General features: G+C 69.1%; 22 protein-coding genes. 16 read left to right on the forward strand and 6 right to left on the reverse strand.

From position 1 onward, the window contains the following. The first annotated feature begins 2 nt into the window (after window positions 1–2). The 5 genes from leuD to QUC20_RS07375 all read left to right on the forward strand — a co-directional run bounded on the left by leuD (window position 3) and on the right by QUC20_RS07375 (window position 4,933). Window positions 3–599 carry a 3-isopropylmalate dehydratase small subunit gene (gene leuD / locus QUC20_RS07355; protein WP_289331375.1) on the forward strand — a complete coding sequence of 199 codons (597 nt, stop codon included), beginning with the start codon at window positions 3–5 and terminating at the stop codon, window positions 597–599. 72 nt (window positions 600–671) lie between these two features. Continuing rightward, window positions 672–2,039, forward strand: a complete 1,368-nt coding sequence (gene murA, locus QUC20_RS07360) for a UDP-N-acetylglucosamine 1-carboxyvinyltransferase (protein ID WP_120262733.1) — start codon at window positions 672–674, stop codon at window positions 2,037–2,039. A gap of 3 nt (window positions 2,040–2,042) precedes the next feature. After that, on the forward strand, window positions 2,043–2,807 hold the full coding sequence (locus QUC20_RS07365; RefSeq protein WP_120262732.1) for a lysophospholipid acyltransferase family protein: 765 nt from the start codon (window positions 2,043–2,045) through the stop codon (window positions 2,805–2,807). After that, entirely contained in the window at window positions 2,797–3,933 is a 1,137-nt protein-coding gene (locus QUC20_RS07370; RefSeq protein WP_120262731.1) for an NAD(P)H-dependent glycerol-3-phosphate dehydrogenase, read from the forward strand. The genes QUC20_RS07365 and QUC20_RS07370 overlap by 11 nt, the downstream gene beginning before the upstream one ends. After that, entirely contained in the window at window positions 3,833–4,933 is a 1,101-nt protein-coding gene (locus tag QUC20_RS07375; protein ID WP_120262730.1) for a D-alanine--D-alanine ligase family protein, read from the forward strand. The genes QUC20_RS07370 and QUC20_RS07375 overlap by 101 nt, the downstream gene beginning before the upstream one ends. Window positions 4,934–4,966: 33 nt before the next feature. Here QUC20_RS07375 and QUC20_RS07380 read toward each other — a convergent pair whose 3' ends face one another. Beyond that, window positions 4,967–5,479 (reverse strand): DUF3515 family protein, encoded by a 513-nt coding sequence (locus tag QUC20_RS07380; protein ID WP_289331376.1) that lies wholly within the window; start codon window positions 5,477–5,479, stop codon window positions 4,967–4,969. 54 nt (window positions 5,480–5,533) lie between these two features. On the opposite strand from QUC20_RS07380, the gene thiL reads away from it, so the two are divergent. After that, complete coding sequence (gene thiL / locus QUC20_RS07385; protein ID WP_289331377.1) at window positions 5,534–6,532, forward strand: thiamine-phosphate kinase; 999 nt, start codon at window positions 5,534–5,536, stop codon at window positions 6,530–6,532. Here thiL and rsmD read toward each other — a convergent pair. Then, window positions 6,502–7,098, reverse strand: coding sequence for a 16S rRNA (guanine(966)-N(2))-methyltransferase RsmD (gene rsmD / locus QUC20_RS07390; protein ID WP_289331378.1), 597 nt, complete (start codon window positions 7,096–7,098; stop codon window positions 6,502–6,504). The two genes, thiL and rsmD, sit on opposite strands and share 31 nt — an antisense overlap. Further along, window positions 7,095–7,709 carry a 1-acyl-sn-glycerol-3-phosphate acyltransferase gene (locus tag QUC20_RS07395; RefSeq protein WP_289331379.1) on the reverse strand — a complete coding sequence of 205 codons (615 nt, stop codon included), beginning with the start codon at window positions 7,707–7,709 and terminating at the stop codon, window positions 7,095–7,097. Before QUC20_RS07395 ends, rsmD begins: the two co-directional genes overlap by 4 nt. Window positions 7,710–7,766: 57 nt before the next feature. Between QUC20_RS07395 and QUC20_RS07400 the strand changes: the two genes are divergently transcribed. The 9 genes from QUC20_RS07400 (at window position 7,767) to QUC20_RS07440 (ending at window position 16,052) form a co-directional block, all read left to right on the forward strand. After that, a complete protein-coding gene (locus QUC20_RS07400; RefSeq protein WP_120262725.1) occupies window positions 7,767–9,926 on the forward strand; it encodes an ATP-dependent DNA helicase RecG in 2,160 nt (719 codons plus the stop codon). 9 nt (window positions 9,927–9,935) lie between these two features. Then, complete coding sequence (gene coaD / locus QUC20_RS07405; protein ID WP_120262724.1) at window positions 9,936–10,433, forward strand: pantetheine-phosphate adenylyltransferase; 498 nt, start codon at window positions 9,936–9,938, stop codon at window positions 10,431–10,433. Window positions 10,434–10,538: 105 nt separating this feature from the next. After that, a complete protein-coding gene (locus tag QUC20_RS07410; protein ID WP_120264314.1) occupies window positions 10,539–11,036 on the forward strand; it encodes a YceD family protein in 498 nt (165 codons plus the stop codon). 2 nt (window positions 11,037–11,038) lie between these two features. Beyond that, entirely contained in the window at window positions 11,039–11,248 is a 210-nt protein-coding gene (gene rpmF / locus QUC20_RS07415) for a 50S ribosomal protein L32 (protein WP_013586329.1), read from the forward strand. 11 nt (window positions 11,249–11,259) lie between these two features. Next, window positions 11,260–11,952 carry a ribonuclease III gene (rnc, locus tag QUC20_RS07420; RefSeq protein WP_120262723.1) on the forward strand — a complete coding sequence of 231 codons (693 nt, stop codon included), beginning with the start codon at window positions 11,260–11,262 and terminating at the stop codon, window positions 11,950–11,952. Continuing rightward, window positions 11,945–12,838 carry a bifunctional DNA-formamidopyrimidine glycosylase/DNA-(apurinic or apyrimidinic site) lyase gene (gene mutM, locus QUC20_RS07425; protein WP_289331380.1) on the forward strand — a complete coding sequence of 298 codons (894 nt, stop codon included), beginning with the start codon at window positions 11,945–11,947 and terminating at the stop codon, window positions 12,836–12,838. The genes rnc and mutM overlap by 8 nt, the downstream gene beginning before the upstream one ends. Window positions 12,839–12,968: 130 nt before the next feature. Continuing rightward, entirely contained in the window at window positions 12,969–13,682 is a 714-nt protein-coding gene (locus QUC20_RS07430; protein WP_120262721.1) for a FadR/GntR family transcriptional regulator, read from the forward strand. A 191-nt stretch (window positions 13,683–13,873) separates the two neighbouring features. Further along, window positions 13,874–15,403: an amino acid permease gene (locus tag QUC20_RS07435; RefSeq protein WP_289331381.1), complete on the forward strand. Its 1,530-nt coding sequence runs from the start codon at window positions 13,874–13,876 to the stop codon at window positions 15,401–15,403. A gap of 88 nt (window positions 15,404–15,491) precedes the next feature. After that, on the forward strand, window positions 15,492–16,052 hold the full coding sequence (locus tag QUC20_RS07440) for a 2'-5' RNA ligase family protein (RefSeq protein ID WP_289331382.1): 561 nt from the start codon (window positions 15,492–15,494) through the stop codon (window positions 16,050–16,052). Between the two features lie 20 nt (window positions 16,053–16,072). Here QUC20_RS07440 and QUC20_RS07445 read toward each other — a convergent pair whose 3' ends face one another. From QUC20_RS07445 to QUC20_RS07455, 3 genes are all read right to left on the reverse strand, one after another. Further along, a complete protein-coding gene (locus QUC20_RS07445) occupies window positions 16,073–17,071 on the reverse strand; it encodes an asparaginase (protein ID WP_289331383.1) in 999 nt (332 codons plus the stop codon). Between the two features lie 77 nt (window positions 17,072–17,148). Further along, on the reverse strand, window positions 17,149–18,267 hold the full coding sequence (locus tag QUC20_RS07450) for a GNAT family N-acetyltransferase (protein WP_289331384.1): 1,119 nt from the start codon (window positions 18,265–18,267) through the stop codon (window positions 17,149–17,151). 46 nt (window positions 18,268–18,313) lie between these two features. Then, entirely contained in the window at window positions 18,314–18,565 is a 252-nt protein-coding gene (locus QUC20_RS07455; protein WP_289331385.1) for a hypothetical protein, read from the reverse strand. A gap of 368 nt (window positions 18,566–18,933) precedes the next feature. On the opposite strand from QUC20_RS07455, the gene smc reads away from it, so the two are divergent. Further along, a complete protein-coding gene (gene smc / locus QUC20_RS07460; RefSeq protein ID WP_289331386.1) occupies window positions 18,934–22,440 on the forward strand; it encodes a chromosome segregation protein SMC in 3,507 nt (1,168 codons plus the stop codon). Window positions 22,441–22,443 lie beyond the last annotated feature (3 nt).

Consider the following 22,443-nt stretch of genomic DNA (forward strand, 5'->3'; position numbering starts at 1 on the left):
ACATGGAGAAGTTCGAGACCCACACCGGTGTCGTCGCGCCCCTCAAGCGTTCCGCGGTCGACACCGACCAGATCATCCCCGCCGTATACCTGAAGCGTGTCACGAAGACCGGTTTCGAGGACGCGCTCTTCGCCAACTGGCGGCAGGACCCCGAGTTCGTGCTGAACCAGCCGGTCTTCTCCGGCGCCTCGATCCTCGTGGCCGGACCCGACTTCGGCACCGGATCGAGCCGCGAGCACGCCGTGTGGGCGTTGCGCGACTACGGCTTCCGCGTCGTGCTCGCACCGAAGTTCGCCGACATCTTCCGCGGCAATGCGGGCAAGCAGGGGCTCCTCGCGGGCATCATCTCCGAGAGCGACCGCGAGGCGATCTGGGCTGCCGTCGACGCGCAGCCCGGCGTGCAGATGACCGTCGACCTCGAGGCGCGCGTCGCCTCTCTCGGCGACCTCCGAGTCGCCTTCGAGATCGACGATTACACTCGTTGGAGGCTCCTCGAGGGACTCGATGACATCGGGCTCACGCTGCGCAATGAAGAGGCGATCGCGCAGTTCGAGGCGCGCCGCGAGGCGTGGCGACCTCGGACACTCCCCGTCGCGTAGCCCCGGATCACGCCCCTGAACCGTGGGGCGAGAATCCGCCCCGCCCTCGATCACCAAGTGAGGAAGTCCTGCATGAGCACTCCGTCGAGTGAGCCGAACGCATCGGAGAACGGCAGCCGCCGCGAAGACGGCGAGATCCTCGAGATCCGGGGCGGACGGCCCCTCGTCGGACGTGTCGACGTCAAGGGTGCGAAGAACTTCGCGACGAAGGCGATGGTGGCCTCGCTGCTCGGTGGGACCGAGAGCGTGTTGCGGGACGTGCCCGATATCAGCGATGTCGCCGTGGTGCGCTCGCTGCTCGAGGTGCATGGTGTGACGGTGGCCGACGACGGCGAAGGCACGTACCGGCTCGACCCGAGCGGGGCGGAGTCGGCGGGCTTCGAGGAGATCGATGCGCACGCGGGTGCCTCGCGCATCCCGATCCTGTTCTGCGGGCCGCTCCTGCACCTGCTCGGTCAGGCCTTCATCCCCGACCTCGGTGGATGCCGCATCGGCGACCGACCGATCGACTTCCACCTCGACGCGCTGCGCAAGTTCGGAGCGATCGTCGACAAGCAGCCCAGCGGCATCCGCCTCTCGGCACCCGACGGCCTCCACGGGGCCGACATCGAGCTGCCCTACCCGAGCGTCGGCGCGACGGAGCAGGTTCTGCTGACCGCGGTGCGTGCCAAGGGCACGACCGAGCTTCGCAACGCCGCCATCGAGCCCGAGATCATGGACCTCATCGCCGTCCTGCAGAAGATGGGCGCGATCATCTCCTATGAGCCGAACCGCGTCATCTTCATCGAAGGTGTCGACAAGCTCCGCGGCTACGACCACCGATCGATCTTCGACCGCAACGAAGCGGCGTCGTGGGCGTGCGCCGCTCTGGCGACCGACGGCGACATCTTCGTCGGCGGTGCGAAGCAGCAGGAGATGCTGACGTTCCTCAACGTCTTCCGCAAGGCCGGAGGCGACTTCGACATCCGGGAGGACGGCATCCGCTTCCGTCGTGACGGCGCGCTGCGCCCCGTCTCGGTCGAGACCGACGTCCACCCCGGGTTCATGACCGACTGGCAGCAGCCGCTCATCGTCGCCCTGACGCAGGCCGAAGGCGTCTCGACCGTCCACGAGACGGTGTACGAGAACCGACTCGGGTTCACTCAGGCGCTGAACAAGATGGGCGCGCAGATCGTCGTGCACCCCGAGGGCATCGCGAGCCCGGAGCGTCGTGTCCCGCGCCGGGCCCTCGAGCAGGCGGCCGTGATCACCGGCCCCACGCCGTTGCACGGCGCGGACGTGGTCGTGCCCGACCTCCGCGGCGGCTACAGCTACGTCATCGCGGCTCTCGCAGCCGAGGGGACGTCGGTCGTTCGCAACGTCGGGATCATCCGCCGGGGCTACGAGAAGTTCTTCGACAAGCTCGAGGCGCTCGGCGCCGACTTCGACATCATCGGCTGACGCATGTCCCACAACCGCCGTCGCGCGTCCCCCGAGAAGACGAAGCCGACTCCGTTCTGGTTGGCGGCAGCCGTCGTCCTGCCTGCGGTCGGTCTGCTCGCCAAGATCGAGATCGAGGGTGGGGAGCATCTGCCTGAAGAGGGTCCGTACGTCCTCGCGCCGAACCACTACAGCGAGTTCGATCCGATCGTGATCGCCGTCGCGACCTGGCGGCTCGGACGGGCGCCGCGATTCATGGCGAAGGAGAGCCTCTTCCGGGTTCCGGTCGTCGGCGCGGTGCTCAAGGGCCTCGGCATGATCCCCGTCTCGCGGACGACGTCGGCATCCGCTGCGGGGCAGGCGATCGCCCAGGCCGCCGAGCTGGTGGCCGACGGTCGTGGCGTGATCGTCTACCCGGAAGGGTCCCTCACGCGGGAGCCCGATCTGTGGCCGATGCGCGGCAAGTCCGGCGCGGTTCGCGTCGCGGTGGCGGGCGACATCCCGATCATCCCCGTCGCGACGTGGGGAGTGCAGGCAATCATGCCGCGCTACGGCAAGTTCAGCGTGTGGCCGCTCCGCAAGCGCATCCGGGTGCGGTTCGGCCCGCGCGTCGAGCTGCCCCTCGAGTCCGGCGTCACACCGTCGCCCAGTCAGCTCGTCGCGGCGACGGATGCGGTGATGGGACGCATCGCGGGTCTGCTCGGAGAGCTACGCGGCGAAGAGCCGCCCGCCCAGCGCTGGAACCCGGGGCAGCACGGTCAGAAGGAGACGGGTCGCCTTGAGCCGTAAGACCGAAACCATTGGCCCCCGCGTCACCGTCATCGGCTCGGGAAGCTGGGGTACGACGTTCGGGAAGGTCCTCGCGGACGGCGGCGCGCAGGTCACGATGTGGGCGAGGCGCGCGGAACTCGCGCATGAGATCCGCGAGGGCAAGCGCAACAGCCGGTATCTCCCCGGCATCAATCTTCCGCGTTCGATGACGGCCACCCATCATCTCTCGGAGGCGCTGGAGGGGGCCGAACAGGTCTACCTCGCCGTCTCGAGCCAGGCGCTGCGCGAGAACCTCACGGCCATCCGTCCACTGATCGCCGGCGGCTCCATGCCGGTGGTCTCCCTCATGAAGGGGGTGGAGAAGCGCACGGGACTGCGGATGAGTCAGGTGATCGAGCAGGGTCTCGACTGCGACCCGAATCGCATCGCCGTGGCCTCCGGCCCGAACCTGGCGCTCGAGATCGCGCGGGAGCAGCCGACGGCTGCGGTCATCGCCTCGACCAGCCAGGAGACCGCCGAAGCCGTCGCGCTGCGGTCTCGCAACACCTACTTCCGCTCGTTCGTGAACACCGACGTGGTCGGCACCGAGTTCGGCGGTGTGCTCAAGAACCTCATCGCCGTCGCGATCGGCATCGTCGACGGTGTCGGGTACGGCGAGAACACGAAGGCCTCGATCATCACGCGCGGTCTCGTCGAGATGACGGACTTCGCGGTGGCACAGGGCGCGCAACCCGAGACGCTCCAGGGTCTCGCCGGGCTCGGCGACCTGATCGCGACGTGCCAATCGCCCCTCAGTCGCAACAACACCGCCGGACGCCTGCTCGGACAGGGGTTCTCGTTCCAGGACGTCGTGAAGCAGATGGACCAGACCGCCGAGGGACTCGCTTCGGTGGCGCCCGTTCTGACGCTGGCGCGCGCGGCGGGGGTGCAGATGCCCATCGTCGAGCAGGTCAAGATGGTCTTGGACGGCACGATGAACCCGCGCGACATCGCGCCCCACCTGACCACCGACGACGACAAGCCGACCGGCGAGAGGACCCCCCATGGCGACGACAACAGTAGCGGTGCTCTTCGGCGGGCGTTCCAGCGAGCATTCGATCAGTTCCGCCACGGCGGCCGGGGTGCTGCGCGCGATCGATCGTGAGCGCTATCGCGTGATCCCGGTCGGGATCACGCGGGAAGGCGCGTTCGTCCTCGAGGACGACGACGCCGACAAGTTCGCCCTGAACCCGGAACGGATGCCCGAGGTCGCCGACAACGGCACACGGGTGCTGTGGCCGGAGCCCGGCGGCCGTCGCGAGCTGCGCGTGCGCCGCGCCGACGGAACGGTCGACGCGCTCGGCGAAGTCGATGTCGTGCTGCCGATCCTGCACGGTCCCCACGGCGAGGACGGCACGATTCAGGGCTTCTTCGACACGCTGCAGCTGCCCTACGCCGGAGGCGGGGTCTTCGATTCCGCGCTGTGCATGGACAAGCACTTCATGAAGATCGTGCTGCAGGCAGCCGGCATCCCGGTCGCTCCGTGGGTGACCGTAGACGAGGCGCGATGGCGTCGTGATCCCGAGGGCGTTCGAGCGGATGCCGCAGCCCTCGGCATCCCGAGCTTCGTCAAGCCGGCGCGCGCCGGATCGAGCGTCGGCGTCTCGAAGGTCCACGAGGCTGCTGAACTCGACGCCGCTCTCGAGCTGGCGTTCGCGGAAGACGGCAAGGTGCTCATCGAGCCTGCGATCGTCGGCCGCGAGGTCGAGGTGGCGGTCCTGGAAGGTCGCGGCGGTGAGCCGGCCCGCGCGTCGTTGCCGGGCGAGATCGTGCTGACGACCCGCGAGTTCTACGACTTCGAAGGCAAGTACCTCGGTGGTGACGGCGCGGAGGTCGTCTGCCCCGCCGACGTCACGGCCGACGAGATCGATGCGCTCCAGCGCATGGCGGTCGCCGCTTTCACCGCCGTCGACGGTCGCGGTCTGGCGCGCGTCGACTTCTTCCAGACGGCGGACGGCCTGTACGTCAACGAGCTGAACACGATGCCGGGGTTCACGCCGATCTCGATGTTCCCCAAGTGCTGGATCGCCTCGGGCCTCAGCTACGGCGATCTCATCTCCGAACTGATCGAGGTCGCGCTCTCGCGAGTGTCCGAGCGCGTCTGAGCGCACGCGGACGACGCGGCCTGTGGCACTGCCTCAGGGGCTGACCGGCGTCGGCACCGGCGTCGCCTCCGCGCGGTCGACGCATTCGCCGCCGTCGCGGGGGAGGCGGGAGACGACCCGCGAGAGCTCGTCGAGCACCTGGCGGCTCGAGACGCCTTGCACGTCGTCGGAGGTCTCGGTGTCGAAGTAGAGCTCGACGGCGGGGGTGCGGCCGAATGTGACGACCCGGAACTTGGGTGCTTCGGACTCGTCGATCACCCAGTCGACGCCCGCCACCGACTCGCACCGCAGCGTCGTCGGACCGGGCGACGCGACGCCGCACGAGAAGATGACGGTCGTGGGGTCGCCCCATGCCGCGGTGGCCTGACTGTCGGTCCAGCGTCGCTCCGCACCGGCAACGGTCTGGGGAAGGCGGACCATGACGTCCGCGCACTCGGGGGAGTTCGCCTGCGGCGCCGATGGAACGTTGACGGTACCGGCGCAGCCTGCGAGGACGAGGGCCACCGAGGCCAGGACGAGAGCGGGGATCATTCGGCGGCGGGACACCTCTCCAGGGTACTGCGCGGCGAGCAGGGCCGACCGCGGCGGTAGCGTGGACGCATGCCCGAGCCCGCATCCGCCACCCCCGTCGGCTCGCTCTCGGAAGAGGCGGTGCTCGCGCACATTCTCGAATGCCTCGGTCCCTCGGATGCCCTTGTCGGGCCGGGCGACGACGCGGCGGTCCTCCGTCTCAGCGACGCGCGCGTCGTCGTGACCACGGACACGCTCATCCACGGTCCCGACTTCCGTCTCGCGTGGTCGTCGGGTCGAGACCTCGGCGCGAAGGCAGCGGCGGTCAATCTCGCCGACGTCGCCGCGATGGGTGCACGCCCCGTCGCGCTGTTCGTCGCGCTGGCGATGCCTCCCGAGACGACCATCGGGTTCGTGGGCGAGCTCGCGGCCGGCCTCCGTGAGGCCTGCGAGGAGCTCGCACCGGGATGCCGGGTCGCCGGGGGCGATCTCACCAGTTCTGACACGCTCACGGTCGCCGTCACCGCGATCGGCGAGCTGGAACCCGGTCGCGCTCCGGTGCTGCGGTCGGGTGCGCGTCCCGGCGACGTCGTGGCGATCTGCGGAGATGTCGGGCTCGCGGCGGCGGGTCTCGACATCCTGTTCGAACGGTTCCGCGATGAGCGAGGCGCCGCCATCACTGTCGACGCCGGGTCGCTGTCCGACTCAGAGCGTGCGGCGGTGGCGGGCCAGCTCCGCCCGCGCCCGCCCATCGCCTCTGGGGTGGTCGCGGCGCGCTCTGGGGCCACCGCGATGATGGACGTCTCCGACGGACTCGTGCGGGATGCCCGTCGGCTCGCCCGTTCGTCCGGCGTGACGGTCGACCTCGAACGGAGTGCGCTCGGCGTGGACAGCGATCGTGCTCTCCGCGGCGGGGAGGATCACGCCCTCCTCGCGACCTTCCCCGAGGGGACGGCCCTGCCGGCGGGCTTCCGTGCGATCGGTTCGGTGAGTGAGGCCGGTTCCATCCCGCTCACCGTCGACGGTCGGGCGGAGCGGTCAGCCGGCGGATGGGATCCCTATCGCGACTGGGACGGTGCCGGCGGCTGATCGTCGTCGATCGCGCGTTCGAACCACCACAGCGCAGTGTCGCCGTAGCGCTTGCTGCGCAGCGGTTCGAGGAGCGCCGGAACACGGGGCTCGGGGGAGCGGCTGGCGCGTTCGACGATGACGATCGCACCCGGCGCGGCGACCTCGCCCAGCAGCGCGAGAGTGACCGCGAGGGCTTCGTCGTCGAGGTCGTATGGCGGGTCGACGAAGACGAGGTCGAAGGGCCCGGATGCCGACTGGAGGAATGCGTCGGCGCTGCTGCGATGGACTCGGACGGCCGATGAGCCGACGGCACGGGCGACAGTGCGCGCATTCCGCTCGGTCACCGCGGCTGCCGCGGTCGACTTCTCGACGAGGTCGACGGACGCCGCTCCACGGCTGACAGCCTCGAGTCCGAGGGCGCCGGAGCCGGCATAGAGGTCGAGCACGCGGGCGCCGTCGAGGATGCCCGACGCGTCGAGCCCGCCGAAGAGCGATTCGCGCACCCGGTCGCTCGTCGGGCGGGTGCCCCGATCGGGAACCCGCAGGACGAGCGATCCCGCGGAGCCGGCGATGATCCGCGTCATGACGGCCCCGCAGCCCGCGTGACAGTGTCGTCGCCGGCGCTGCCGCGTTCCTCGTCGCGCAGGCGCGGCTCGCTGCGCAGCTCGGGACGGAACCCGGCCTTATCGGCGTAGAACTCGCGGATGACGTCCATGTCGGCGGCGACGTCGCCCGTGAGCTCGATCGTCGGGCCGAGGCCGGTGGTCATGGTGGTGCGATCGACGTACCCGAGGGTCACGGGCAGGCCCGAGGCGCGGGCGATGCGATAGAAGCCCGACTTCCACCCGTTACGGGAGGTGCGCGTCCCATCAGGGGTGATGACGAGACCGAACACCTCGCCCGCGGCGATCTGCGCGAGCACATCCTCGACGACGCGCGAGGGGTCGTCGCGATCGACGGGGATGCCGCCCAGACGACGCATCGGGCCGCGCCGCCAGCCGCGGAACAGGCTCTTCTTGCCGAGCCAACGGATGGGTATCTGCAGGCGCCACGCGATCGCGAGCATCAGCACGAAGTCCCAGTTGGAGGTGTGCGGCGCGCCGATGAGGATGGTCGGCCCTGTGGGGGCGGGGGTGCTGACGAGGCGCCAGCGGCTGAACGTCCAGAAGAGGCGGGCGATCGCGCGTCGGAGCATGCTCTTACCGTAGAGCCTGGCGGCAGCGTGTCCGACCTCCTGCCTAGACTCGACTCCATGCCGCAGGTCGACCTGGATACCCCGCTGGTGCAGGCCGTGGGTGAGAAGGTCGCCGCGACTCTGTCGCGCGCGTTCTCGATGTCGACGGTCGGCGACCTGCTCGCGCACTACCCGCGTCGCTACGCCCGTCGGGGTGAGCTGACCCCCATCTCGTCCCTTCCCGTGGGCGAGATGGCGACGATCGTCGCCGAGGTGAAATCGGTGTCCGAGCGTCCCATGCGTCAGCGTCGCGGGTCGCTGATCGAGGTCGTCATCAGCGACGGTGTCGGCGAGGCGACACTGACCTTCTTCGGACAGAAATGGCGGCTGCAAGAGCTCCGTGTCGGGCGGCAGGGCATCTTCTCCGGCAAGGTCGGCGTGTTCAAGGGGAAGCAGCAGTTCGCCCACCCCGACTACGAGCTCTTCGACGACGAGGTCGAGGCGCGCGTGACGGCCGTGGCACGAAGCCTCGAACCGATCCCCATCTACTCCGCCACGAGCACCATCACGAGCTGGCAGCTGCGCAAGATCATCGCCGACGTGATCGGCCGGCTCGGCGACGTGCCCGATCCGCTGCCCGACGAACTGCGCGAACGCCGTCAGCTCCTCGATGCACGGACGGCGCTCGTCCAGGTGCACACACCGACTGTCCCCGAGCAGGTGCGTCCGGGGTTCGAGACGCTCCGCATGCACGAGGCCTTCGTCCTCCAGGCGGCGCTGCTGCAACATCGCATCCAGGTGCGGCAGCTCGCCGCCACCGCGCGGCCCGCGGGCGACCTGCTCGAGCAGTTCGACGCCGCCCTCCCGTTCGAGCGCACGCCCGATCAGATCGCTGTCGGCGACGCGATCGCCGACGATCTCGTCAACGAATGGCCGATGAACAGATTGGTGCAGGGCGAGGTCGGATCGGGCAAGACGCTCGTGGCCCTGCGGGCGATGCTGCAGGTCGCGCAGTCCGGAGGCCAGGCTGCGCTCATCGCGCCGACCGAGGTTCTCGCCGCGCAGCACGTGCGATCGATTGCGAAGATGCTCGGCCCGCGACTGGCGCCCGAGCTCATGCCCACGCTGCTCACCGGGGCGCAGCCCGCGGCCGAACGGCGAAAGGCCGCCCTGCGCGCGGCATCCGGGCAAGCGCGGATCGTCGTGGGCACCCACGCGCTGCTGAGCGCCTCGACGACATTCGCCGATCTCGGTCTGGTCGTCGTCGACGAGCAGCACCGGTTCGGCGTCGAGCAGCGCGAGGCGCTTCGCGCGAAAGGCACCTCCCCGCACGTGCTCGTCCTGACCGCGACGCCGATTCCGCGGACGGTGGCGATGACGGTCTTCGGAGACCTCGACGTCTCCACGATCCGCACGATGCCGACCGGGCGCGCGGGCATCTCCACGTTCGTCGCGCCCCTCGCCGAGAAGCCGGGATGGTTCGGCCGTGTGTGGGAGCGCGTGGCGGAAGAGGTCGCGGCCGGCAGGCAGGCCTTCGTCGTGTGTGCGGCGATCGACGCCGAGAAGGCCGTCGTCGACGACACCGACGACGCGGGCATGCTCGAAGACGGAACGCGAACGCGCACACGCTGGGGAGTCGTGCAGGCCACCGCGATGCTTGCACAGCATCCGTCGTTCGCAGACCTCACCGTGGCGACGTTGCACGGCAAGATGCCAGCCGACGAGAAGGATGCCGTCATGCAGGCCTTCGCCCGCGGTGAAATCGACGTACTCGTGGCCACGACCGTGGTGGAGGTCGGCGTCGACGTGCCCAATGCCTCGACGATGGTGATCCTCGAGGCCGAGCGCTTCGGTGTGTCGCAGCTGCACCAGCTCCGCGGACGCGTCGGCCGGGGGAGCGTGCCCGGGCTGTGTCTCCTCGTCACCGAGGCCGACCCCGACACGGCTGCGCGGTCGCGCGTAGAGGCAGTAGCGGCCACGACCGACGGCTTCTCCCTCGCCGAGGTCGACCTCGAGCTCCGAGGCGAGGGAGACGTCCTGGGCGACGCTCAGTCGGGCGCGCGGTCATCGCTGCGTCTCCTGCGCGTCGTCGCTGATGCCGATCTGATCGCGCAGGCGCGCGACGAGGCCGCGTCGGTGCTGCAGCACGACCCCGATCTGTCGGGGCATCCCGGGCTCGCCGCCGCCATCGCGCGGCGCCTGGGCGAAGAGGAGCGCGGCGCGCTCCACAGGAACTAGGCTCAGACCATGAGCAACCGGATCGCGGTCGTGCCCGGCTCCTTCGATCCGCCGACCCTCGGCCATCTCGATGTGATCCGTCGGGCTGCGGCTCTGTACGACCAGCTCCACGTCCTGGTGGTCCACAACCCCGGCAAAGAGGCGATGCTCCCCATCGCGCAGCGGCAGGCGCTTCTCGAGCAGTCGATCGACGAGGCCGGCATCGAGGGCGAGATCGTGGTTGCGGCGTGGAGCATGGGTCTGCTCGTCGACTATGCCACCGACGTCGGCGCCGGCATCCTCGTCAAGGGCATCCGCTCGCAGGTCGACGTGGCCTACGAGACGCCGATGGCGATCGTGAACCGACACCTCGCCCGGATCGAGACCGTGTTCCTGCTTCCCGACCCGGCGCACGCGCTCGTGTCGAGCTCGCTCGTGCGACAGGTCGCCTCGCTCGGCGGAGACGTCGCGCCGTTCGTACCGGGGCCCGTCGCCCGCTTCCTCGACACGGGATCGCGCGGCATCTGAGTCCGGACGCCCTCGCGGCGACTACCATGGTCGATCGTGGGTAGAAAGCACGTCACCGGACCATTCGTCATCCCCGTGCACGACATCGTGCGCCAGCCGGGGGAGATGCGGGAGTTCGCGTTCAGCGTGCCCGCGCCCGACAAGTGGGGCGAGGGTCTCGTCTCCGTCGCTGCGGGCCAGCCGATCGATCTCGAGGTACGCCTCGAGTCGGTGCACGAGGGCATCCTGGCGACCGCTGAGGCCGACACCGTCTACGACGGTGTGTGCGGTCGGTGCCTCACGGAGCTGACACGCCCCCTCCGAATCGAGTTTCAGGAGCTCTTCGGGTATTCTGGGGACGAAGCGTCCGACTTCGAGGTTCAAGACGACCACGTGGATCTTGAAACTCCGGTCAGGGACTCGATCGTCCTGGCGCTTCCGTTCCAGCCGGTGTGTCAGCCGGATTGCCCCGGGCTCGACCCGGTCACGGGTGAGAAGCTGACGCCGGGAACGGAACCTGCCGAGCAGGTGCAGATCGACCCGCGCTGGGCCGCGCTGACGGCCTACACCCCAGACCACGACGACGCAGACCACCGCGTCGCGCCCGACACAGAGAAGAGCTAGCCATGGCAGGTAACCCCCCGAAGCGGAAGGTCTCCCGCTCCAACACGCGTTCGCGTCGCGCGCAGTGGAAGGCCGAGGCTCCCGCCCTCGTCAAGACCATCGAGAACGGCAAGGTCGTCTACAGCCGCCCCCACCAGGCGAAGGTCGTCACCGACTCGCAGGGCACCGAGCTGTTCCTCGAGTACAAGGGTCGCAAGGTCGCTGACGTCTGACGACGAGCGGCGTGACTGAGAACATCACCGAGCGCTCGGCGCTCACCGACAAGCTCGGGGTCGACATCGACCCCGAGCTTCTGTCGCTCGCCCTCACTCATCGGTCGTATGCCTATGAGAACGGCGGGACGCCCCACAACGAGCGCCTGGAATTCCTCGGCGACTCGATCCTGGGCCAAGCCGTCACCGTGCACCTCTTCCGCACCCATCCCGACCTCGATGAGGGGGCGTTGGCCAAGCGGCGTGCGAGTGTCGTCTCGACGGTCGCTCTCGCCGAGGTCGCTCGGACGATCGGGCTCGGCGACCACATCATGCTCGGCCGCGGCGAGACGCAAACCGGCGGGCGCGACAAGGACTCGATCCTCGCCGACGCGATGGAGGCCGTGATCGGCGCGGCGTTCCTGTCGGCGGGGGCCGAGAAGGCGCAAGACCTCGTGCTGCGATTGGTCGCCCCCCTGCTAGCGGATCCGGCGCGGTACGGCGCTGCCATGGACCCGAAGACTTCGCTGCAGGAGCTGGCGGCCCATCTGGGGGTCGCGCCGCCCGTATACGCTATCGAGGCGTCGGGACCGGACCACAACCGCGTGTTCACCGCGACCGTCACGGTTGGCGACGTGTCACGCCAAGGCGTGGGGAGCAGCAAGAAACAGGCGGAGATGGCTGCGGCCCTGTCTGTGTGGCACGAGCTGTCAGCCCGTGCCTGAACTGCCCGAGGTCGAGGTCGTTCGTGCCGGGCTCGAGCCTGCCGTCGTCGGTGCGCGTATCGAGGCGTGCACGGTCCTGGACCCTCGCGCGCTCACCCGACACGTCGGGACGCCGGAGTCGTTCGAGCGCGAGCTGACCGGCCGCTCGTTGAAGGCGGTAGCGCGCCGCGGCAAGTTCCTGTGGTTCCCGGTGCAGGGCACGGGTCGCGCTGTGATCGCGCACCTCGGGATGAGCGGGCAGATGCTGCTCCGCGAGCCGGGTGCGCCCACCGAGCGTCACGAGCGCATTCGCTGGGACATCGTTCATCCCGAGCACGGCGAGCTCGCCGTGCTCTTCGTCGACCAGCGGACCTTCGGCTCCCTCGCAGTGGACGATCTCGAGGCCACCGCCGACGGAGCCGCAGGCGGGCGGGGAACCGATGCTGCACTGGTTCCGGGTCAGGTGCGACACATCGCCCGCGACCCCCTCGACCCGGCCTTCGACGCGCCGCGCTTTCATCGGGAGCTGGCCCGCCGCTCGTCGGGCATCAAGCGCGTCCTGCTCGACCAGGCTGTGGTCAGCGGCATCGGCAACATCTACGCCGACGAGGCGCTGTGGGCTGCCCGCATTCACCCGGAGACCGCGGCATCCCTCCTCTCGCGGCCTGCGCGTGAACGCCTCCTCGAGGCCGTCGTCGCGGTCATGACGAAGGCTCTTGCAGAGGGCGGTACGAGTTTCGACGCCCAGTACGTCAACGTCAACGGGCAGGCCGGCTACTTCGCTCACTCGCTCGAGGCCTACGGGCGCACCGGAGCGGAATGTTCGCGGTGCGGGTCCGCGATCATCCGGGTCGCGTTCACGAATCGCTCATCGCACTACTGCCCGCGCTGCCAGCGGCGGAGGTGACGGGGCAGGCGTGCTCCGCGCCCGCCGTACGTGGCACGAGCGGGGCGCAACCCTTGCGCGTGGACGAGTCGCCGTGCTTTCATAAGCTGTCAGGCAGCTAATCATGTTGCCGCTCCGGGAGGTTGAGCCGATGGCTGAAGACGCGAAACCGGGCGTGCTCGCACCCATCCGCCGGGTACCAGCAGCCGAAGCCGTGCTTCGAGCGCTCCGCAAGGCGATCCGTGACGGGACCTTCCCCGTCGGTTCGAAGCTGCCGTCCGAGGCCAAGCTCGCCGCCGAGTTCGGTGTCAGCCGGCCGGTCGTTCGCGAAGCGCTCCTCGGGTGCGCGACCCTGGGCCTGACCGTCACCCGGACGGGGAGTGGGACTCGCGTCGTCTCGCAGACCGAGGACGAGGGCCTGAAGCTCGGCCGCTACTCGGCTCGTGAACTGTCCGAGGCTCGACCCCATATCGAGATGCCCGCTGTCGCCCTCGCCGCTGCACATCGGAGCGACGACGACGTCGCGACGTTGAGGCAGCTGATCGACGAAATGGAAGCCATCACGCGCGGCGAGCTCGACGGCGGCATCATCCGGTGGGTCGAGCTCGACGCCCGATTCCACACGACCATTGCGCGACTGAGCCGCAACGGCATCTTCGAGCGCATGGTCGGCGAGATCCGCGAGGCCATGGTTCGGCAATCCGGATTCCTGACCCTCGTCGCAGCCCGCGCGGAAGAATCCGACGTCGAGCACCGCCGCATCCTCGAAGCCATCGCGGCTGGAGCGCCGGGCGAGGCTTCGGCTGCCATGAGCCATCATCTGCGCGCCGTGGACGCGGCCGTGGATCGTATCGACAGGCTGTGATCTGAAACGCCGGCGCCGATGATCGCCGACTCCTGACGCGAGGACGTGCCTTCCGACGACCACGCCCCGAGTCCATCGCCGACCGGTGTTCCCGCGAACACCGCGTTGTTCCACCATCCGCAGCGTGCCGTCTATCGGCGTGCCCGAAACAGGCCGGTTCAGCAACCGGCTGAACCTTCTGAGAGGAAGAGATGTCCAGCAGTGAAGCCCCTCGCAACGAGGCGAGGGAAGACGTGTCGGATGCCGCGCTGGTGAACGAGGAAAAGGGCTACAGCAAGAATCTGTCTGCCCGCCAGATCAACATGATCGCGATCGGCGGTTCGATCGGGACCGGGCTCTTCCTCGGCGCCGGTGGCCGGCTCGAGACCGCGGGGCCGTCTCTCGTGCTGTCCTACGCCCTCTGCGGTCTTTTCGCGTTCTTCATCCTCCGCGCACTCGGGGAGCTGGTGCTCCACCGGCCGTCGTCGGGCTCGTTCGTGTCTTACGCCCGAGAGTTCTTCGGAGAGAAGGCCGCCTTCGTGTCCGGATGGTTCTACTGGGTGTCGTGGGCGACGACGGCGATCGTCGACATCACCGCCGCTGCCCTGTACATGAACTTCTTCGGAAAGTACGTCCCGTGGATCGGTGCGGTGCCCCAATGGGTCTGGGCTCTGACTGCTCTCGTCCTGGTGCTCACCCTCAACCTGCTCTCCGTCAAGGTGTTCGGTGAGCTCGAGTTCTGGTTCGCATTCATCAAAGTCGGTGCGCTCGTCAGCTTCCTCGCGGTCGGTGCGTACTTCGTGTTCTTCGGTACGCCGATCGACGGTCAGGACGTCGGTTTCGCGTTGCTTTCGGGCAACGGCGGCTTCTTCCCCAACGGGCTGCTGCCCATGATCCTGGTGATGCAGGGCGTCATCTTCGCCTACGCGTCGATCGAGTTGATCGGCACCGCGGCCGGCGAGACCAAGAACCCGGAGAAGGTGATGCCGCGCGCCATCAATGCCGTGATCATCCGCATCGTGATCTTCTACGTCGGCTCCGTGCTGTTGCTGGCCCTCCTGCTGCCGTACACCGCGTACAGCGCGGGGGAGAGCCCGTTCGTCACCTTCTTCGCCTCCATCGGCGTGCAGGGCGTGGATACGCTGATGAACTTCGTGGTCCTCACGGCGGCGCTGTCCTCGCTGAACGCCGGCTTGTACTCCACCGGCCGCATCCTCCGGTCCATGTCGTCGGCAGGGTCGGCGCCGAGGTTCGCGAACCGGATGAGCCGTGCGGGTGTGCCGTACGGCGGTATCCTGCTCACCGCTGTGGTCGCGCTCGTCGGGGTCTTCCTGAACTACATCGCGCCGTCGGAGGCGTTCGAGACCGTGCTCAACGTTTCGGCCGTGTGCATCGTCGTCACCTGGGCGACCATCATCGTCTGTCAGCTGCGGCTGAAACACCTGAGCGACCGGGGAGCGATGGTCCGCCCGTCCTTCCGCATGATCGGCGCCCCGTACACCGGGTACCTGACACTGCTCTTCCTGCTGTTCGTGCTCGTCATGACCTTCGTGTCGTCTCCACAGACGATGGTCGTGACGGCCGTCATGTCAGCCGGCATGGCGGCGGGATGGTTCGCGTGTCGTCGGCGCATCGCACAGATCGCCGCCTCACGGGAGGGGTACACCGGGGTCTACCCCGTCGTGCCGAGTCCGTTCGGTGAGGATGAGGCCCCGTCGGCGCGGCCTGTAACAAGGGGTTAGGACCGAGCTGCGAGCGGTAGTTTCTCCTGACGCGACAAGGATCGGAGTGCCCCGGATGCTGACCCCTTACATGACGGAGCCTGGGTTGTTGGCGTCACTGCGTGGCCAGCAGTACATCGTTCTCAGGCCGACAGTCGCGGTGGCGGCCTTCTACGAGAGCGAGCAGTCGAAGCTTCTGACGCGGCTGCCAGGCTCGACGCCGCACCCGAACACCGGGCACGTCACACTCCGCGGGCTCTACGAGCCGGACCGAGTGCACGTGGTGCGGGACCTCATCGAGTCATGGGCCGACGCCATGACGCCGATCGACCTGATCGTCGATGCGATCGACGGGTTCCCGCCCCCGTTCGCAGTCCTCATCGCGCGGCTTGCGCGTACGAAATCCCTGACCGAGGCGTACTCGAGCTTGACCGAGCTGCTCGACGCCACCGATGTTCGCCGGATCGGGGAGCTTCCGCTCGACGACTGGGTGTTCCACCTCTCAATCGCGTACGCGAGTGCGCTCGACGAGCAGGAGTGGCACGACGTCCTCGCGGCGAGTGCGCGAGCAGTGACGTCCTCTCCGCGTGAGCGTGTCTCATCTGTCGACTTCGTCTGGTACGACGACGACGGCGAGCACATCGACAGCTTCGCCTTGCGGTCATCCTGAGGATGGGATGGAGGCGCGCCCTAGGGGTTCAGGCGGGGAACGACGCCGGCGACCGTGCGCAGCTCGCCGACCGGCTCACCGCCGCCGAGGACGGGCGCGCTCCGGAGCCGAGTGAGCGCGTCCCGATCGACTCCGAGCGCTTCGAGGATGCTGGCCGTGATGGTCGATCGTGCGCGATCGCCTCCGTCCGAGATCTTTACGGCGATACCGACAGCCGGAGACGCGAGCCCGCCCAGCTGCACGCCCTCCGCGCCATCCTTGGCGACCAAGCCCGGCACGACACGCATCATCGTCGTGACGTCGCGCTCTTCCCCGGCCACCATCTGCGGGAACGCGCGCATCGCGGCCGCGACCCGCGCCTCCGCCGTATGGTCGGGTGCGGTGGCGAGCCGGGCATAAGCGCGTGCCATCCCCCGGAGTGAGTGGGCGAGAAGCGGGGTGCCGCAGCCATCCACGGTGACTGCGACCGCGCGTTCGCCGGTGAGGTCCGCGACCGTTGCCTCGACGAGCCGTTGCAGTGGGTGGTCGGCTCGAAGGTAGTCGTCCGTCGACCACCCATTTATCAGGCAGGTGGCGATCATGGCCGCGTGCTTGCCCGAGCAGTTCTGTGCGAGCCGGGACGGTTCGCCGCCTCCGCGGACGAACACAAGGCGTTCCGCGACGCCATAGGGCAGGTCCTGCACGTTGCGCAGCGCGGCGGCATCCGTCCCGTGCATCTCGAGGATCTCCCGCGCGCCGGCGCGGTGAATCGGGGCGCCCGAGTGGCTGGCCGCGCTCAACGCGAGCAGGTGATCCGGCAGATCGAGGCCGGCACGGACCATCGCGACGGCCTGCAGCGGCTTCAACGCGGAGCGCGGGTACATCGGCGCTGCGCCGTCTCCACCCTCGGCGAGCACATGTCCCTCGGGGGAGACGACGGCGAACGAGCCGTAGTGCACCCCCTCGATGAGCGGGCCACGGGTGACCTCGACCAGCGGAATGTGGCGCACGGGGCGGGCCAGTGCAGGTGCGGTGGTCATCGTTATCGGCCCCGATCTCTCGTCTTAACGGCGCGCAGGCAGCTATGCCGGCTAAACCAGCATAGCTGCCTGACAGATTACGCCGAAGTCCGCTCTGCGCCACTCCCGGCGTCATCCGAAAGCCGCTTCTTCCACGCCCCTTCGTACGACACCGGTCGGAAGCCGATTGCCTCGTTGATGTCGAGCATCGGGCGATTCTCTTCGGCGTTGTAGGTGATGACGCGGGGTGTATCGGGGGCGATGTCGCGCCACGCGACGAGCCCCGCGCACTTCACGAGCATTCCGAGGCGGTGGCCCCGGTGGGACGCCGCCACGAGCGTGTCGTGCTGGTGGGTCGCGCCGGTGCGGTCGGAGCTGATCATGAGCTCGTTGAAGGCCGCGAGCTCGCCAGTCTCGACGTGCTGCGCCGCAGTCACGAGCAGTGTCTGCTCCGCTTCGACGTAACGCGCATCGTGGCGGGCCAGGCGCGCGGCATCCCACTCTTCCTCGTCCACCTCGAGGCCGGCGGCGGGGGCGTCGGTCGACATGCGCGATTTGAGCCAGGCGTACCCTTCGACGAACTCCGGCGGCGTCGGCGCGGTCCATCGCACGACGCGATACCCGGCGGCCGCCACCGTGGCTCTCGCCAGGTGCTCATCGACGACGGCGGCGGAGTCGGTCAGATCGAGCACGCTCTTCCGGTTGATCTGCTCGAGCGTGTAGCCGTGACGCAGCAGGAAGCGCGCGGCATGGTCGCGTGGAATGTCGCCGTACCCCGTCGGTGCGGCCAGCCTGTCGCCCGGCTGGTCGGGATGCTCGGCATACGTCTGCAGAACGTGGCGGCCATGGTCGCGGGCGGTCCGCTCGACGAGCGCGTGGGCCTGCGAACCGATGCCGAGTCCGTGGACCTCGCGCAGGAGTTCGATGAGCGAGTACGCGCTGTCGGATCCGGCTTCGTGGGGGATGTCGAGCCCCACGCGCCCGACGACTCTGCCGTCCCACACCGCAAGCCAGCTGAATCTCGTCTCGTCTGGGCTCGGGCGATAGTGGGGGAGCAGCTCGTCGGGGCGGGCGGTATCGTCATCGCCGCCGGTGATCTCGCGGTACACGAGATTGCGCACGCGCACCATCTCGCAGAAATCCGCGGCGTCCGGTGCGTCGATGCTCTCGGGGATGCGGAGGGGGCGCAGCTCGAGCCGCGCAGTGATGTCGTTCATAATTCTCTTTCGGCGGCGGGGGTCTCGTCACCGAGACCCCCGCGGATCAACGGTAGGGAGTGAGCAGGTACGCGCGTTCCCAGTGCCGCTCGCGCGCCTCGCGGGCGGCGAGCTGTTCGCGGCGGTACGCGACCTCGGGAGCAGAGCTGGCGCCGCGGTTCGCGCTCCACACGATGAGGCGCAGTGCGATGCGCAGCGCAAGGCGCTGGGCGAGGGTCGGACGGCCGAGAACCGTCTGCTCGGAAATGGCAGGCCGCGCAGGCGCGACCTCGGGACGTCGTTGTACGACGGTGTTCATGATGTCCTCGTTCGAAGAGGGCGGACGTGCGATGGCGACGATGTGCGTCGCAGGTGCAGCCGTCGGCTGCGGCCCGACGCGAGTTGGCGCGCGGGCGGAGAGGCGGAACGGGGCGAGGGACTCGCAGACTCAGACGTTCAGCGGAGCACCCATGACGGCGGCTCCACCGATCACGCAGGAGAAACGGTCGCGGTGCTCGGAACGAACAGCAACAGCGTTAAACGCGGTGACAGAAATCAACATCGGGGAACCTCCTTTCGTCAGGGATGCGGGAAGTGACGCTAGCGGTCCGCCCGGTGCGGCGTCAAGTCCGGCTCGTCATCCTCCGGTAGCGTGTGGGCATCCACCGAGCGCCGGGAGGGCCCGACATGCACCTGAAGAGCGTCACGCTCAAGGGCTTCAAGTCGTTCGCTCAGCCGACCACTTTCGTGCTCGAACCGGGCGTCACCTGCATCGTCGGACCCAACGGCTCGGGCAAGTCGAACGTCGTCGACGCGCTCGCCTGGGTCATGGGCGAGCAGGGGGCCAAGACCCTTCGCGGCGGGAAGATGGAAGACGTCATCTTCGCCGGAACTGCGACGCGCGGGCCGCTCGGTCGCGCCGAGGTCCAGCTGACGATCGACAACCACGACGGCGTGCTTCCGATCGAATACGCCGAGGTGACGATCAGCCGCACGCTGTTCCGCAACGGATCGAGCGAGTACGCGATCAACGGCGAGACGTGCCGGCTGCTCGACGTGCAGGAGCTGCTGAGCGACTCCGGCCTCGGTCGCGAGATGCACGTGATCATCGGGCAGGGCCGGCTCGACACCGTGCTGCAGGCGAGCGCCGAGGACCGACGCGGTTTCATCGAGGAAGCGGCGGGCATCCTGAAGCACCGCCGCCGCAAAGAGAAGACGGTCCGCAAGCTCGAGGCGATGGAGGCCAACCTCACGCGGTTGAGCGACCTGGCGGGCGAGCTGCGGCGGCAGCTGAAGCCCCTCGGCAAACAGGCCGAGATCGCGCGCGAAGCCGCGACGATCGCCGCCGTCGTCCGCGACGCGAAGGCGAGGCTGTACGCCGACGACCTCGTCGCGCTGCGCTCCCAGCTCGCCGACCATGCACGCGACGAGCACGAGCGTCACGCCGAACGCCTCGTGCTGCAGGACCGGCTCGACGGCGTCAAACGACGCATCGACGAGCTCGAGGCCGAGCAGCGATCCGAGGCCGTCGACAGGGCACGCGCAACCGCGTTCGCGCTCGAGCAGGTCCAGGAGCGGGTGCGCGGACTGCACACGCTCGCGGCGCAGCGCCGCGCGCTTCTCGAGGACGACGGCCAGCTCTCCACCGAGGTCGCCACGGTCGGGCAGTCCGCCATCGACGAGGCGCGGCAGGAGATCGACGACATCGCGTCGGGCGTCGGCGATGCGCAGGATGCGGCTGCTGCGGCATCGCGCGATGTCATCCGGGCGCGCGCTGAACTCGATGCGCTCGACGCCGACATCGCGGCGCAGAGCGCTCTCGTCTCGGAGCACGACATGCGCCTCACCAAGCTCCGCGGGCGCGCCGAGGCCGCAGCGTCCCGGCTGGATGCCCTTCGTGCGGCGGTGGAGCGGCAGCAGCGGGGTCTCGATGCCGCTCGGGCGCGCCGCGCCGAGGCAGAGGCAGCCCTCGAACAGGTCCAGGCCGACGCGGCTCCCGAGGTCAGCTCCGCCGAGCACGCCGCCGCCTACGAGCGGGCTCAGCGCGACGCGACGGACGCCGAGACCGCGCTGGCCGGGATCCGCGAGAGACTGCACGCGGCCGAGCGCGAGGTCGAGTCGCTGACGGCGCAGACGGCCGCACTCGGGCGTGCGCTCGAGGTCCGAAACGCCGCTGCCGACCTCCTGTCGCGCGGCGACGACGGGCTCCGGTCGCTCGTCGCCGACGCCCTGAGGGTCGAGCCGGGCTACGAGGCACCCGTGGCTGCGGCTCTGGGGGCGCTCGCTGAAGGCGTGCTCGCGGTCGATGTGGCGGCAGCGCTGCGTGCTGCGGCCACCGCTTCCACGGAAGACCTGGGCGTGGTCGACATCGTCCTAGCGGACGCTGCGCGGGGAGCGGCTGTCGCCGCCCCACCGGGTGCTGTTCGCGCGACCGACGTCGTCAGTGGTCCCGACGGCGTCATCGGGCAACTGGAGAACGTACTCATCGCGGACGACCTCGACGCCGCTGTGCGCATCCGCGATGGTTGGAGCGCGAACGATCGCGGGCGTGCCGTAGCCGTGACCAAGCAGGGCGAGCTCGTGTCGTGGCGCACGGTGCGGGCCGGCTCGGGCGAAGGTCGCTCGCACCTCGAGCTCGCCGCGGAGCGAGACGCGGCGGCAGATCGATTGAGCGAGATGAGCGTCGTCGCTGACGCGCTTCGCGAGTCGTTGACCGACGCCCAGGCGGCATGGACCGACGCTCGTGCCCGTACCCGAACCGCCCTCGAGACTCTCCGTGCCCACGATGCTGCGCTCGCGGCGGACGCCGAGAAGCTCAACAGGGTCACCGTGCGCTACGAGGCGGCGGTGGCGGAATGCGATCGGCTCGAGGCGGGCATCGCGCCGGCGGTCCATGCGGCGGCGGAAGCCGAGTCGGCAGCCCGGGAAGCGGAAGAGGCTCTGGCGGCAGCGGCCGCCGCTCCGCGCCCGATCCTCGATGCATCGGCGCGCGACGGGCTTCTCGACGCCCTCGAGCAGGCCCGGGAACGCGAGATGCGCGCGCGCCTCGACATCGAGACCTTGCGTGAGCGGGTGCGGGCCGGCGAGGCACGGGTCGTCCAGCTCGAACGACAGCGCGAGCGGGAGCGGGCGGCGGCGGCAGAAGCGGCCCGGCGCGCCGTCATCCGCCGGCAGCAGCGCGCGATCGCGGATGCCGTCGCCGCCCAGTTGCCGCCTCTGATCGCGTCCATCGATCGGTCGGTGGCCGCGGCCCGTGTCGAGCTCGGACGTGCCGAACAGGCACGGAGCGAGATCACCGCCGAACTCGCCGAGCTCCGGAAGCAGGACCAGGCGGCCCGCAGCCGGCTCGCGGCCCTGACGGACTCCGTGCACGGACTCGAGATGCAGATGCACGAGAAGAAGCTCCACGTGACGAGCCTGCTCGAACGCGTCGGCTCCGAGCTGGGCTTCGACGAAGACATTCTCGTTTCGGAATATGGCCCGGACCAGCCCGTCCTCGACGATGGCGGTGAGGCGGTGCCATTCGACCGGGCGTCTCAGCGCCGCCGTCTGACGGACGCGGAGCGGAAGCTCGGGCAGCTCGGCCGCGTGAATCCGCTGGCGCTGGAGGAGTACGCGGCGCTCGAGCAGCGACACGCGTTCCTCACCGAGCAGCTCGCCGATCTCACGCAGACGCGCGCGGATCTCCTGACGATCATCGGTGAGCTCGACGAGCGCATGCAGACGATCTTCCTGGCTGCATTCGAAGACACGAAGGTCGCGTTCGGTGAGGTGTTCCCGATCCTGTTCCCGGGCGGCACGGGCAGCATCTCGCTCACCGACCCCGACAATCCGCTGACGACCGGCATCGAGGTCTCGGTGCGACCGGTGGGAAAGAAGATCGAGCGACTGTCGCTGCTCTCGGGAGGCGAGCGCTCGCTCGCGGCGGTGGCTCTGCTGACGGCGATCTTCAAGGCGCGCCCGAGCCCGTTCTACATCCTCGACGAGGTCGAGGCGGCGCTCGATGATGCGAACCTCGGGCGGCTGCTCGGCGTCTTCGAGCAGCTCCGAGAGTCGAGTCAGCTCATCGTGATCACGCATCAAAAGCGCACGATGGAGATCGCGGATGCCCTCTACGGCGTGTCCATGCGTCAGGACGGGGTGTCGGCGGTCGTGGGCCAGCGCGTACGTGAGCGTGCAGGCGCCGTAGGCTGAGGG

Origin of the sequence: Microbacterium arborescens (genome assembly GCF_030369635.1) — a bacterium.
GTDB lineage: Bacteria > Actinomycetota > Actinomycetes > Actinomycetales > Microbacteriaceae > Microbacterium.

What these genes read in the sequence shown, in the direction of transcription:
- leuD (WP_289331375.1), top strand. Translation starts at nt 3, where the DNA reads ATGGAGAAGTTCGAGACCCACACCGGTGTCGTCGCGCCCCTCAAGCGT.
- murA (WP_120262733.1), top strand. Translation starts at nt 672, where the DNA reads ATGAGCACTCCGTCGAGTGAGCCGAACGCATCGGAGAACGGCAGCCGC.
- QUC20_RS07365 (WP_120262732.1), top strand. Translation starts at nt 2,043, where the DNA reads ATGTCCCACAACCGCCGTCGCGCGTCCCCCGAGAAGACGAAGCCGACT.
- QUC20_RS07375 (WP_120262730.1), top strand. Translation starts at nt 3,833, where the DNA reads ATGGCGACGACAACAGTAGCGGTGCTCTTCGGCGGGCGTTCCAGCGAG.
- thiL (WP_289331377.1), top strand. Translation starts at nt 5,534, where the DNA reads ATGCCCGAGCCCGCATCCGCCACCCCCGTCGGCTCGCTCTCGGAAGAG.
- rsmD (WP_289331378.1), bottom strand. Translation starts at nt 7,098, where the DNA reads ATGACGCGGATCATCGCCGGCTCCGCGGGATCGCTCGTCCTGCGGGTT.
- QUC20_RS07395 (WP_289331379.1), bottom strand. Translation starts at nt 7,709, where the DNA reads ATGCTCCGACGCGCGATCGCCCGCCTCTTCTGGACGTTCAGCCGCTGG.
- QUC20_RS07400 (WP_120262725.1), top strand. Translation starts at nt 7,767, where the DNA reads ATGCCGCAGGTCGACCTGGATACCCCGCTGGTGCAGGCCGTGGGTGAG.
- coaD (WP_120262724.1), top strand. Translation starts at nt 9,936, where the DNA reads ATGAGCAACCGGATCGCGGTCGTGCCCGGCTCCTTCGATCCGCCGACC.
- QUC20_RS07410 (WP_120264314.1), top strand. Translation starts at nt 10,539, where the DNA reads ATGCGGGAGTTCGCGTTCAGCGTGCCCGCGCCCGACAAGTGGGGCGAG.
- rpmF (WP_013586329.1), top strand. Translation starts at nt 11,039, where the DNA reads ATGGCAGGTAACCCCCCGAAGCGGAAGGTCTCCCGCTCCAACACGCGT.
- QUC20_RS07430 (WP_120262721.1), top strand. Translation starts at nt 12,969, where the DNA reads ATGGCTGAAGACGCGAAACCGGGCGTGCTCGCACCCATCCGCCGGGTA.
- QUC20_RS07435 (WP_289331381.1), top strand. Translation starts at nt 13,874, where the DNA reads ATGTCCAGCAGTGAAGCCCCTCGCAACGAGGCGAGGGAAGACGTGTCG.
- QUC20_RS07445 (WP_289331383.1), bottom strand. Translation starts at nt 17,071, where the DNA reads ATGACCACCGCACCTGCACTGGCCCGCCCCGTGCGCCACATTCCGCTG.
- QUC20_RS07450 (WP_289331384.1), bottom strand. Translation starts at nt 18,267, where the DNA reads ATGAACGACATCACTGCGCGGCTCGAGCTGCGCCCCCTCCGCATCCCC.
- QUC20_RS07455 (WP_289331385.1), bottom strand. Translation starts at nt 18,565, where the DNA reads ATGAACACCGTCGTACAACGACGTCCCGAGGTCGCGCCTGCGCGGCCT.
- smc (WP_289331386.1), top strand. Translation starts at nt 18,934, where the DNA reads ATGCACCTGAAGAGCGTCACGCTCAAGGGCTTCAAGTCGTTCGCTCAG.